This is a genomic window from Eubacterium sp. LMAG:50 (genome assembly GCF_008680265.1).
GTDB classification, from domain to species: Bacteria; Bacillota; Clostridia; order Lachnospirales; family Lachnospiraceae; genus Eubacterium_U; species Eubacterium_U album.
The window spans coordinates 210,819-224,068 of record NZ_NALP01000006.1 but is presented as its reverse complement, the minus strand read 5'-3'; the positions used below and the strand labels follow the sequence as shown (position 1 = coordinate 224,068).

Genomic DNA, 13,250 nt, shown 5'->3' with positions numbered 1-13,250 from the left:
ATATAAAATGACGCAGGTAATGTTATCTGCGTCATTTTTATCTTGGGATTCTGCTAATCAGTTTGTATCCATTTTCCTTTAGCCATTTTCTTTGAATTCTGTAATTTGGTAATACATTTTCAACAATAGACCAAAAACGGGGAGAATGGTTCATTTCAATTCTATGACTTAGTTCATGAATAACAACATAATCAATTATGTCTTTAGAAGTAAGCATAAGTAGAGCATTAAAATTAAGATTGCCTTTGTTGCTGCAACTTCCCCATCTCGTTTTCTGTGTTCTAATTGAAATACGGTTATAGGAAACACCCATTATTTTTGCAAAATAAGAAACACGTGTTGGAATATAATCGGAAGCAGTAGATATTAAATTGTTTATTTCATCTTTTGTCAAATAATTATTTTCTAAATCAGCCTGATTGTTTTTTATTTTGCTTAAATGGGAATTAATCCAATCCTGTTTACTGTTAACAAATTTTAATACATCATCATTTCTCATGAAAAACGGAACTCTTACAATAAGCGTTCCGTCATGTTTTATTTCTAAACACATAGTTTTTCTTTTACTTTTAATTATTTTAATAGGATATTCGCTCATCTTTAAGGTACCTTTCATATCGTCAAAAGCATAGATAGTGTATGTAAATAATTTGAATTACATGCAAGTTATAGTATTTAAAACATCCATATTTAATTTAATTTACACGCAGATTACAGTATTCAAACTGTCCATATCTAATACATTTTTTACACAATCTAATACAATTTATACATAATCTAATAAATATATATATGTAATAAATATACTTATTAAAATGAGTAAAATCAAGAAGCTATCTTGCAATTTAAAATTCTATCAAATTATCAGGAAAAATCAGCTTTTCTTATTTTTACTCATTAGTTTTGTAAGGCGTTTAACCATTTCAATTCTTTGTTGTTCTTTTGGTGTCATTTTTTGCTTTAAAACATTAAGAATTGCATCAGTTTCTTCATTTGTAAAAGAGGCACCTTGCTTTGTCGCTTCATTAGATGCTTTTATGAAATAAGGAATCATTTGCTTTGCATCCATTTCACCTGTGTTCTCAACAATGTCTGTAAGAATCTTTAATTTTTCATTAGAAATACCTGATAAAACAGGATCATTCATCCATTCGTTATTGCTCATATAAAATCTCCATTCTGCTACAATAAATGCAGCACATAATAATTTTTAATCTGCATTACTATACGCTAAAAATTTATAAAATGTATTATGAAAGCAGATAAATTTTAAGTTAAAACATTTCTTTAAACATATCCATATATTCACCAAACATAGATTCTTTTGCCTCGTTATCCATTGAAAACATATCCATCATACCGATAAATGTTTCAAACATTTCCTGTTCATCAGTTGTAAGATAATCTTTTACAATGAGATATAAAGTAGAAAAATCAAGAGGCTTGTCACAATTCATGGCTTTATAATTTCCGTTTTTATCTTTAATCATGTATGAACCGGGGTTAATAGAAAATGAATTTTTTAATTCCTGAAATTTTATATATATTCCAAGAGATTTGCCCGTATCATAATCTATGTATGGGAGAACAGCCTTTAGAATCTGCAGATTTCTGTTAGTAAGCATGCTGTCAAATAACGTTTGCTTCATATTTGCATTATCCATAAGGCTGACCTCCTTTTTAATTTAAATGCTTAATGCCATTAGTAATAAAAACAGATTTGTATCTTCTAAAAAATTAGTGGCAAGTGCATTTTTCAAAAGACATTCTAAATCATATTGATAATAATCTTTCGAATCAATTAACAGCCGCAACCATTTCCAAAGAAGCCACCGTTATTATTTCCGCATGCACAAAGAAGTACTAAAATCCAAAGAATGCTCTGGCAACCACAGCCATCGTTTCCTCCACAACCGCATCCGTTATTTCCACCACAGCAGAATAAAAGGATAAGAATTAAAAATAAAGTATTGTTTCCTCCTTCACAACCGCATCCACATCCGCAGTTTGTTGCTGCTAAATCACTCATATTTGTTTCCCCTAAAATATTGTTTACACTAAATAATATGTAATGAACTTAAAATTGTTTACAAAAAAATAAACTTTAAAAGAAAAAAACATATATTAAAGTATAGACAACATAAGAACTTTTATATGCCTGCTTATTACATATCATATTTTTATTGGAAAGTTGAAATGAATACAGTTAGAAAATTATTGAAAATAGATTGTATAGAAGAAAAGGGAATTATCGGGCAGGATATTGTTGTAGCTATACTTGATACAGGAATGGCAGAACATCCTGATTTGAAGGAAAAAATTATATTATTTAAGGATTTTGTTGGGAATAGGGAAAAATGTTATGACGATAATGGACATGGAACTCACGTTGCAGGGATAATAGCCGGAGAATCTAAAGACAGATTCTATGGAAGAATGAATATAAATGGAATTGCAAAGGGTTCTCAGTTAGTTGTTCTAAAAGTTCTTAATGCAAAGGGAATAGGTATTGAAGATAAAGTTATAGATGGTATTAAATGGATAATAGATAATTATGAAAAATATAATATAAAAATAGTAAATATATCTTTTGGAACAATTCATAATAATTGCTCAGAAATGCGTTTGATTAAATATGTAGAAATACTATGGCAGTTAGGATTAGTTGTGGTTGCAGCTGCAGGTAATAATGGTCCTGATATAGGCAGTATAACTGTGCCCGGTGTGAGTAAAAAAATTATTACTGTTGGTGTAGTAGAGGATGGGAAAAAAGTAAATGTAAATGGGAGATACACATCGAATTATTCTGGAAGAGGTCCAACATGTGAATGTATTCAAAAGCCTGATTTGATAGCTTATGGTAATAATATTGTAAGCTGCAACAATAATTATAAATTGAAAAAATATACAGTAAAAAGTGGAACATCGATGGCAACACCTGTTGTTACAGGATGTGTTGCATTGTTGCTATCTAAATATCCTGAATTAAAAAATATAGATGTGAAAAGAAAGATGATAGAATCATGCAAGGATGTTAATTTGCCGGCTAATATTCAGGGCGCAGGAGTTATAAATCCTGTAGAATTATTGGGTGTTAAATGATGATTGTTATATTTGCTTTTATATATTTATGATGATTAAACTATAATACGCATCAAATATTTTGCCGGTTATAGATTTTTAAATCAAGTCTTTAAAAGTGTAAAGTGTTAAAATGTTTAGTTTACAAAGATGGTTCAATGAAGTATAATTTAACATGAGTATATTTCTAGGAGGAAGTAAGATGGCAAAAATTAAGATGACAACTCCATTAGTTGAAATGGATGGAGATGAAATGACAAGAATTCTTTGGAAATTAATCAAGGATGAGTTATTAGAACCTTTCGTAGAGTTAAAGACAGAGTACTATGATTTAGGCCTTGAGTACAGAAATGAAACAAATGACCAGGTTACATTTGATTCAGCAGAAGCTACAAAGAAGTATGGGGTAGCTGTTAAGTGTGCAACAATCACACCTAATGCAGCAAGAATGACAGAATATAATTTAAAAGAAATGTGGAAGAGCCCAAATGGAACAATTCGTGCAATTCTTGATGGAACAGTATTTAGAGCTCCAATTATTGTTAAAGGAATTGAGCCATACGTTAAGAATTGGACAAAGCCAATTACAATAGCAAGACATGCATATGGTGATGTATATAAGGGAAGCGAAATGAAGATTCCGGGACCTGGAAAGGCTGAAATTGTATACACAAATGAAGCAGGAGAAGAAACAAGAGAATTAATTCATGAATTTAAGGGTGCAGGAATTGTACAGGGTATGCATAACCTTAACGATTCAATTGAAAGTTTTGCAAGAAGCTGCTTCAATTTTGCATTAGATACAAAGCAGGACTTATGGTTTGCAACAAAAGATACTATTTCTAAGAAGTATGACCATACATTCAAGGATATTTTTGCTGATATTTATGAAGCAGAATATAAAGAAAAATTTGAAGAAGCAGGAATTGAGTATTTCTATACATTAATCGATGATGCAGTAGCAAGAGTTATGCGTTCAGAGGGCGGATATATTTGGGCTTGTAAGAACTATGATGGCGACGTTATGTCAGATATGGTTGCAACAGCATTCGGTTCATTATCAATGATGACATCAGTACTTGCTTCACCAAATGGTTACTATGAATATGAAGCTGCTCATGGTACAGTTCAGAGACATTATTATAAGCACTTAAAGGGTGAAGAAACTTCAACAAACCCAATTGCAACTATTTTTGCATGGTCAGGTGCTTTAAGAAAACGTGGTGAGTTAGATAATATCCCTGAATTAATGGAATTTGCTGATAAGCTTGAAAAGGCATGTATTGATACAATTGAAGATGGAGAAATGACAGGAGATTTATATATTATTTCTACATTAGAGAATAAAAAGAAATTAAATACACAGGATTTCATTTTAGCAATAAGAAGACACTTAGAAGCATTACTTTAATTTTGACGTATGTAATTAACGATTTAAAATATAAGATGAACATTTTATATTTTGAATATAAAAAATTTATTTAAGGAGAAAATATAATGAGAAAATTAGGGAAAATGATTACTTTACTTGCAGCTACAACTATTATGGCTGTAGGAATGATTACAACAGCGTTTGCGGCTGATGCAATTACACCGACAGAATTTTATTATGGCACAGAAGCAATGACAGCTCCACAGACATTTAGCTATAATAATAGCAATTTTATTAATGGAAAGTATTATCAGGGTGTTGTTGTACCTGTAAATGTTACTAAAGCGGGAAGCTTAAAAGTTGTAACAACAGCTACAAGTGTATTAAAGGATATTAATATTGAAGTATATTCTGATGCAGCATGCACTAACAGAATGGAATATTTAACAGATTTGAAGGTTGGTTCAACAACAGTTGAAGATTATGTTTCATTTTCAAATGCGGGAACATATTACATAAAATTTGATTCATATTGCTATAACGGTGAAGATGTTTATACAAATACATTCACAGTACAGACAGGATTCTATACACTTGATGCAAAAGTAATCAAGGATGGTGAGACAATTACATATTATAGAAACTCAGGCGAAGATAAGTATGTTTTTAATTATACAGCTACAAAGACAGGAAAAGTTACAGTAACACTTCCTTATTCTATGGGCAGTTATGTAACATTTGTTGATTCAGGTAAGACTGTATGTGAAAAAAAATGGGTATCTGATTTGACAAGTGACAGTCAGGCATCTTTTGCAGTAAAGAAGGGTAAAACTTATAAATTTGAGGTTACTTCTAATGGAACATCATATGGTAAAGAACAGAGCTTTTCTTTAAAGGAAACAGCTGTTAAGGCTAAAAGCGGAGCTAAGAGAGCTAAAGCAGTAAAGATAAAAAAAGGAAAAACAGTAAAGGGTATTGTTACAGCAGGAGATAAGAAAGCAAATTGGTATAAATTTACAGTAAAGAAAAAGAAACCTGTTACAATAACTCTTGATGGTAACGTAGAAAATAATCTTAAATTCACTATTTACAATAAAAAAGGTAAAAAGATTGATAGCACATCATATTATGGATACAAGAGAGATTTAAAACTTACATATAGTACAACTTACGGAAAAGCTAATGCCGGAACATACTATATTAAGATTGAAAAAGCAAATGCAAACAGCAATGGAGTTTATTCTATAAAGTGGAAATAAATTTATTTGAATATGGAATAGACAATTTTTATTATTAAAATTAAAGCATAAAATTATAGCACTTGGCTCATAATGTGGGTCAAGTGTTTTTATGCGTTATAATAAATATTTATTCCCAATGCCAATAGACTAATAAAATATTAGTGTATTGGTATTAGGAACAAATCAGAAAAAAAGAAAGGATAGTGTGTAAAAAATGAAAGAAAATTTAAAGAAATTATTTCAGTATTACAAACCGTATAAACATGTATTCTTTATAGATATGTTTTTCGCATTTTTAGCATCAATTATAGCGCTTGTAATTCCGTTAGTAGTTAGATATGTGACTTCAACAGTAGTATATTTACCGGCTAAAGATGTTTTTAGACAACTTATAGTTATAGCAGTAGTTGTAACAATATTAATTGCAATACAGGCATATTCTAATTTTTATATTTCAAATTATGGACATGTTATGGGAGCAAAAATTGAATATGACATGAGAGCAGAAATATTTGCACATTATCAGAAATTATCTTTTTCATTTTATGATGACCAGAAGGTAGGACAGCTTATGTCAAGGGTAACATCAGATTTATTTGACATAACAGAGTTACTTCATCACGGACCGGAAAATTTGACAATTTCTTTTATAAAAATAATAGGGGCTCTTATTATTCTTTGTACAATCAGTCCACAACTTACAATTGCAGCATTTATTCTGGTACCGTTTATGATTTGTTATGCTTACTTTTTTAATAAAAAAATGAAAAAAGCATTTAAGAAAAACAGAGTAAAAATAGCAGCAATCAATGAAAAAATTGAAGATAATTTATCAGGAATACGTGTTGTTAAATCATTTGCAAATGAAGAACTTGAAAATGAAAAATTCCAAATTGGAAATCAGGAATTTTTAGAAGCTAAAAAAGATAATTACAAATATATGGGTGGTTACAATTCGGGATTAACTGCATTTACTACAATGATTAATCTGATTGTAATAATCGTAGGTGGATTTTGTATAACAAGAGAAATTGTAAATGTAACAGACATGATTACATTTTTACTTTATATAAATATATTTACGGATCCAATTAAGACTCTGATTGATTTTACTGAACAGTTTCAAAATGGGTATTCAGGTTTTGAAAGATTTTTGGAAATATTGGAAATTGAACCGGATATTAAAGATAATGCTGATGCAATTGAATTAAATGATGTAAAAGGAAATATTAAATTTAATGACGTTTCATTTAAGTATAATGACACAGCACATAGAGTATTAAAGCATATTAATTTGGAAATCCCACAAGGACAGTATGTAGCTTTGGTTGGTTCATCAGGTGCCGGAAAAACTACTTTGTGTAATTTAATACCGAGATTTTACGATGTTACAAAAGGCGAAATTACAATTGATGATACTGATATTAGAAAAATAAAATTAGAGAATCTTAGAAATAATATTGGAATTGTGCAACAGGATGTGTATTTGTTTGCGGGAACAGTGTATGACAATATACGTTACGGAAAGAAAAATGCAACGAAAGAAGAAGTTATTGAGGCTGCAAAAAATGCAAATGCCCATGAATTTATTATGTCACTTCCAAATGGATATGAAACTGATATAGGGCAAAGAGGAATTAAATTGTCAGGTGGACAAAAACAGCGATTATCAATTGCAAGAGTATTTCTTAAAAATCCGCCTATTTTGATTTTTGATGAAGCAACATCAGCTCTTGATAATGAAAGTGAAAAAGTAGTTCAGGAATCTTTAGAAAAGCTTGCAAAAAACAGAACAACATTAGTTATTGCACATAGACTAACAACAATCAGAAATGCAGAAAAGATTCTTGTTCTTACTGAAAATGGAATAGAAGAGCAGGGAACACATGATGAACTTATAAATAAACATGGAATATATTATGATTTATATAATGTAAATAATTAGTAGAAAATAAATACAAATGCCGCCATCCGCATAGCAGGTGGTTTATAGTCCGAAAACAATCATACGCTGCGTGATTGTTTTCGGACAGACTAAAGTCCATAAACAAAAAAATCAGGGTGGGTTTAAACCATCCTGATTTTTATATAAAGGACCTATTGCTTATTTATTTTTTTGTCTACTATATTATAAATTGTACTAATTACAAAACATAATATTCCACAGACAAAAAAGCTTAAAGCATGTCCGATAGTGTTATCATATGTAATATCTAATAAAATTAGTTTTGCAATGCTTACTAAAGAAAGTACAAGCCCGTAAATACGAAGCGATTTGAAAGAAAAACAAAATCCTAACACAATACATAATATTGCAAACAAAAAGGCAAAAATGCTAATTAAGTAATTTGGTGAATTGAATGAATTTAAAATTATAACCATTAGAATAGTGAATTTAATTCCAACATATATACCAAAAGTAATTTTTTCTTTCTTTAAATAATTCTGTGAATTTATCAAAAATAGTACTAGAGTCACTAGTATGGCAATGATATGTAATGCAGGACTATTTAGTTTGATAATAAAACGTAATCCACAAATCATTAAAAATAAATTTACAATATCAGTTGTAATATTTGTACTTTTTTCATTCTTTCCTGATATCCAGTTTTTAGAGAATGGCGTGAACTTTGCCACAATATTAACTAAACATATAATAATAAAGCTTGTAAAATCCTTAGCTATATGTGTAGAAAATAAAGGAGCAATTATATTGCTAAAATCATTTATCGTAATAAAGATGAACATACAGTATAATAATATTTTTATTTTATTACTATAATCTTTTGTATATTTCATTAAGAATGAAAATAGACATAAAAGTGAAATGCTAATGAGTAATCTTGAAACATTATTAGTAGAACTGTTTAGTACGAAAAATATAAAATATACAATACTGAATATCTTATATATATATTGCTTGTAAAAATAACCGTATACAGCAAATGGGATAATAAATATTGATAAATAAAAATAATTATAAATAAAATTCCCGCTGTTATCAAAAGCAATTTGTACCATACTAATTATCGGAACAAGCATCATAGCAGTTTGAAGAAGTATAATATCAAATTTGTTTTTGTCTTTAAATTTTAATTCAATTCCAATAAGAATTAAGAGCGCAATGGCTATATTAAAGAATTCATTGAAACTAAAACAATATAAGGTCGTTAAAGCAATATAATAAAACATATTTGTAATACTGAATACAGCAGAAAAATTGTTATCTACTTTCATTTTAACAAACCCGGTAATAATAATAGAGGATATAAAAAGTAGTAGGATGCAGTAAGACAAAATAATCACTGTGCTATTTCCTGCATAAAGTTTATAGTCAGGCATTGTAGCATTAAAAGTGAATAAGCATATTATATTGAATATATTGCAAATTGAATTTTTGTGATATTCATCTTGAATATTAGTGTAATAAAATATTGATTCTGTTACTACAAAAAATGCAGAGAGAAAAAGCAATTTGTTCCAATCGCCTGAAGCGTGACAAAAATAAGTGCCAAATAAAATGGAAATTGTAATACCTGCCTGACCAATAATTGCAAAAATATATGATTTTGTTTTAGATAATACACAAACAAATAATGCCCATACAAATATAAATAAATATAATGTTATTTCGTTAATAATTTTAAAATACATGTTACTCAGCAACAATGAAATGAATATTGCCCCTGTGCCACATCCACTAATTGAAATATAAAGCTTGTTATGTGAATCTTTTTTTAGAAGAAAAATTCCGGCTATCATAAGTGCAAAACTGAAAATATATAAAATTAAAATTTTTGCAGTATCAGATAACATTGGCAATACTAAAGTGGCAAATAAAATTAAACTGATAAAAATTAATACAGAGGCAAAAATTCCCATTAAAGATTTGCCCATGAGTAATTCAAAATTATTGAAATTTTTAGTTGAATTTTTTCTAACACCATTGTCAATGCTAGTGCCTGTAGTAGAAGTGACAGGTGAATAAGGATGAACCTGCCCCTTAGAATAATAAGGCTGTGGTGCAGAACTGTGCCCGGCAGAATAATAAGGTTGTGGATTAACCGGAGGTTTGTCCGCAGAATATGTATTATTATTTTCGGTTTCATTCTCAACAGATAATTTTAAAAGATTTAACTGGTTGTTAAGATAGTCTAATTCTTTTGTTAAGTATTCAATTTTATTTTCGATTATAGCTTTGTCTATGTTTTCTTTATTGTTAGAATACTTTTCAATTAAATCATTTAGTTCTAATCTGGTTTTAATTAGCTTTTCTTCATATTGTAAAATATCGTGCATAAATACCCCTTTTATATACAGAAATAATAAAAAGATGATTTCTGTATGTATACATTATTTTTGAATAAATAATATGCCCGCTACTAAAATACACATTGTATATTTTGTAGAGAGCATATAGTAAACATTTGTTAATTAAATTGACTGTTATTCAATTACAGTGCCAATTTTTCCTCTGATTGCATCTTTAGCTTTAGCAAGGTTAGAAATGATAGCCTTTCTTCCCTTCTTTGCTAATACGAAATTGAGAGATGCATCAATCTTAGGAAGAGAAGTAATAGGATCAAAGTATCCTTTATCAATTAATTCTTCAGCTTCTTTTGTAGTTAAAGTACCGAGTTCTTTAACTTCTCCGTCTACATCAATTGTAAGATTATCACTTGATGTAAGAATCATAAGAGCATCAGCATCTAACATGTCTGCAAGTTTAGCTGCTGTATAATCTTTTTCAATAACAGCACTGGCACCTTTTAATCCTGTACGCTGTTCAAGAACAGGAATTCCACCGCCACCTGCTGCGATAACTAACTGATGAGCATCAACTAAAGCCTTGATTGCATCAATTTCATAAATATCAATTGGCTTAGGACTTGCAATGATTCTTCTGTAGCCTTCATCGCCTTCTTCGTATTCAACGTAGTTACCTTTTTTCTTCTCATTTTCAGCTTCTTCCTTAGTCATAAGACGTCCGATAACTTTAGAAGGAGCGTTAAATGCTCTGTCAAAAGGATCAACTCTTACCTGAGTAATAATAGTACTTACAGGTTTATATAATCCTCTTGAAAGTAACTCTGAACGAATTGCATTCTGTAAATCGAATCCAATATATCCCTGACTCATTGCACTACAGATTGACATAGGTGCAACAGTTCTGTCAGGGTCAAGTCTTGAAAATTCAGTCATTGCAGTCTGAATCATTCCGACCTGAGGACCATTACTGTGAGTAATAACAACATCATATTTTTCTTCTACCAAATCTGCAATAGCTTTTGCAGCAAGTTTTACACGTTCCTGTTGTTTAGGAAATGATTCACTAAAAGCATTTCTTCCTAAAGCAACTACAATTTTTTTGTTAGCCATAAGTAGTCTCCTTTACTGATATCAGGATAAAACCTGATGTAATTTGAGGTCCGTTGAGACCAAAATCTTATAAATATTTTAACTTATAATAAGGAAAAATACAATAAATAAACCGTTTATTCGTCAAGTAAATCGGATAATTCTTCCCATTGGACCATTAGCTCGTCGAGAGTTTCGCTAATTTTATCCTGTTCTTTACTGATTTCGTTTAATTTAGCTGAGTTTTTAGCAATTTCAGGGTCAGCTAAAAGTTCATCTAATTCATTTAAACGCTCTTCATTAGCTTTTATCTTTTCTTCAACTTTTAAAATATCATTTTTCAACTTCCTAATCCTTGCCTGTTCGGCTTTCCTTTCTAAATAATTTTGCTTATTAGTAGAAGCAGAAGGAGTATTAGAAGAAGTTTGCTCTTCTTTTGGAGCATATATTGCTGTAAGTTCGTCCTTCTTTTCTTCGTAATAGTCATAATTTCCAATATAATTTACAATTGCTTTATTTGTTAATTCAATGATACGTGTGGCAGTTTGATTAATAAAATATCTGTCATGAGATACATAAAAAATTGTGCCGGTATAATTGTTTAATGCGTTTTCAAGAATTTCTTTTGAAACCATATCAAGATGGTTAGTAGGTTCATCTAATATAATGAAATTAGCTTCTGAAAGCATTAATTTTGCTAAAGAAAGACGACCTTTTTCTCCACCACTTAAATCTCCTACGCGTTTAAATACATCATCACCTGTAAACATAAAAGCGGCTAACACATTTCTGATTTTTGTGTTTGTAAGATTAGGATAAGAATCGCTCACTTCATCAAACAAAGTATTTGAATCATTTAATGTATGATGTTCCTGATCATAATATCCGATATTAACATTTGTTCCGAGAGTAAAAGAGCCGCTATCTGCAGCAATTAGTCCGTTTATAATTTTTAAAATTGTAGTTTTTCCGGTTCCGTTATCACCGATAAGAGCAACACGTTCACCTCTCTTAATTTCAAAAGAAATATCGGAAAATAATGATTTGTTATCAAATGACTTTGCTAAATTTGAAACACTTAAAACATCATTGCCACTCGTACAGTTTGGTTCAAGTCTAAGAGTCATGGCATTTTCATATGTATCAGGATTATCGATTACTTCCATTTTACTTAAAGCTTTTTCACGACTTTCAGCACGCTTATAAAACTTTTCCTGTTTATATGAGCGAAGCTTGGCAATGACTTCTTCCTGATGCTTTATTTCAGCCTGTTGTTTGATATAGAGTTTAATTGCTGCTTCTCTAAGTTCTTTCTTTTTAACAGCGTAAGCTGAATAGTTGCCATCGTAAACATGGCAGTGTGTATTTTCTATTTCAACAATCTTAGTTACAATCTTATCTAAGAAATAACGGTCGTGGGCAACGATTACAACAGCTCCGTTATAGTTAGACAAATAAGTTTCCAGCCATTTGATAGAATTTAAATCAAGATGGTTTGTAGGTTCATCCAATAAAATAATATCCGGTTTTTGAATTAAAAGTTTACATAGTGCAACACGGGTTTTTTGACCTCCGGATAAAGTTGAAATTTTTTTATTAAAATCACTGTCTTCAAAACCAAGTCCACGAAGAGTACCATCAACTTCACTTTTGTATGCGTATCCGTTTAACAATTCAAACTGATGATGTAGATTTGTGTAACTGTTAACTATATCATCATAGTTGTCGCATCCATTTGCCATTAAGGATTCATATTCCCTTAATTTATTTTCCATATCTATAATATTTTGTTTTACGGAACGTACTTCTTCATATATAGAATTATCTGTATCTAAATTCTGATATTGGGCAAGATAACCAACAGACTTATCCTTTCCGATAATTACATCCCCTGAATCGGATGAAAGTTCATTCATTATTATTTTTAATATAGTAGACTTTCCGGCTCCATTATTGCCTACAATGGCAGCTTTTTCATGGTCATTTACAAAAAAACTGCAATCGTCAAGAATAACTTCTTCACCATAAGCCTTGCTTATATGATTGCATGATAAAATCATAGGAATCCTCCTGTGTTTGTAGTGTTTTTATATAATCAGCAAAAATAGGCTGATATCACGTAAGATTATAAAACGAAAAGCTAAAACAATCAATGAAATACTGTAAAAGAACAGTGTCAAAAAGAATGATAAATATTT

General features: G+C 30.0%; 11 protein-coding genes. 4 read left to right on the top strand and 7 right to left on the bottom strand.

Translation table 11 applies throughout. From position 1 onward, the window contains the following. Nucleotides 1-37: 37 nt before the first annotated feature. The 4 genes from CCC31_RS03860 to CCC31_RS03845 form a co-directional block, all read right to left on the bottom strand. Complete coding sequence (locus CCC31_RS03860; protein WP_290849797.1) at nt 38-598, bottom strand: SprT family zinc-dependent metalloprotease; 561 nt, start codon at nt 596-598, stop codon at nt 38-40. A 276-nt stretch (nt 599-874) separates the two neighbouring features. Then, complete coding sequence (locus tag CCC31_RS03855; protein ID WP_022089091.1) at nt 875-1,165, bottom strand: hypothetical protein; 291 nt, start codon at nt 1,163-1,165, stop codon at nt 875-877. A 109-nt stretch (nt 1,166-1,274) separates the two neighbouring features. Continuing rightward, on the bottom strand, nt 1,275-1,664 hold the full coding sequence (locus tag CCC31_RS03850) for a hypothetical protein (protein ID WP_290849794.1): 390 nt from the start codon (nt 1,662-1,664) through the stop codon (nt 1,275-1,277). A 137-nt stretch (nt 1,665-1,801) separates the two neighbouring features. Next, nucleotides 1,802-2,029: a hypothetical protein gene (locus CCC31_RS03845; RefSeq protein ID WP_022089093.1), complete on the bottom strand. Its 228-nt coding sequence runs from the start codon at nt 2,027-2,029 to the stop codon at nt 1,802-1,804. 167 nt (nt 2,030-2,196) lie between these two features. Between CCC31_RS03845 and CCC31_RS03840 the strand changes: the two genes are divergently transcribed. The 4 genes from CCC31_RS03840 to CCC31_RS03825 all read left to right on the top strand — a co-directional run bounded on the left by CCC31_RS03840 (nt 2,197) and on the right by CCC31_RS03825 (nt 7,639). After that, nucleotides 2,197-3,102 carry a S8 family peptidase gene (locus CCC31_RS03840; RefSeq protein WP_117910170.1) on the top strand — a complete coding sequence of 302 codons (906 nt, stop codon included), beginning with the start codon at nt 2,197-2,199 and terminating at the stop codon, nt 3,100-3,102. Nucleotides 3,103-3,283: 181 nt separating this feature from the next. Then, nucleotides 3,284-4,492 carry an NADP-dependent isocitrate dehydrogenase gene (locus CCC31_RS03835; RefSeq protein WP_022089095.1) on the top strand — a complete coding sequence of 403 codons (1,209 nt, stop codon included), beginning with the start codon at nt 3,284-3,286 and terminating at the stop codon, nt 4,490-4,492. Nucleotides 4,493-4,578: 86 nt separating this feature from the next. After that, nucleotides 4,579-5,712 carry a PPC domain-containing protein gene (locus tag CCC31_RS03830; protein ID WP_117910171.1) on the top strand — a complete coding sequence of 378 codons (1,134 nt, stop codon included), beginning with the start codon at nt 4,579-4,581 and terminating at the stop codon, nt 5,710-5,712. 196 nt (nt 5,713-5,908) lie between these two features. Further along, nucleotides 5,909-7,639, top strand: a complete 1,731-nt coding sequence (locus CCC31_RS03825) for an ABC transporter ATP-binding protein (protein WP_117910172.1) — start codon at nt 5,909-5,911, stop codon at nt 7,637-7,639. 152 nt (nt 7,640-7,791) lie between these two features. Here CCC31_RS03825 and CCC31_RS03820 read toward each other — a convergent pair whose 3' ends face one another. The 3 genes from CCC31_RS03820 to abc-f form a co-directional block, all read right to left on the bottom strand. Next, on the bottom strand, nt 7,792-9,993 hold the full coding sequence (locus CCC31_RS03820) for a hypothetical protein (protein ID WP_290849788.1): 2,202 nt from the start codon (nt 9,991-9,993) through the stop codon (nt 7,792-7,794). Between the two features lie 147 nt (nt 9,994-10,140). Further along, entirely contained in the window at nt 10,141-11,073 is a 933-nt protein-coding gene (arcC, locus tag CCC31_RS03815) for a carbamate kinase (protein ID WP_117910174.1), read from the bottom strand. A gap of 116 nt (nt 11,074-11,189) precedes the next feature. Beyond that, on the bottom strand, nt 11,190-13,112 hold the full coding sequence (gene abc-f / locus CCC31_RS03810) for a ribosomal protection-like ABC-F family protein (RefSeq protein WP_117910175.1): 1,923 nt from the start codon (nt 13,110-13,112) through the stop codon (nt 11,190-11,192). Nucleotides 13,113-13,250: the final 138 nt, after the last annotated feature.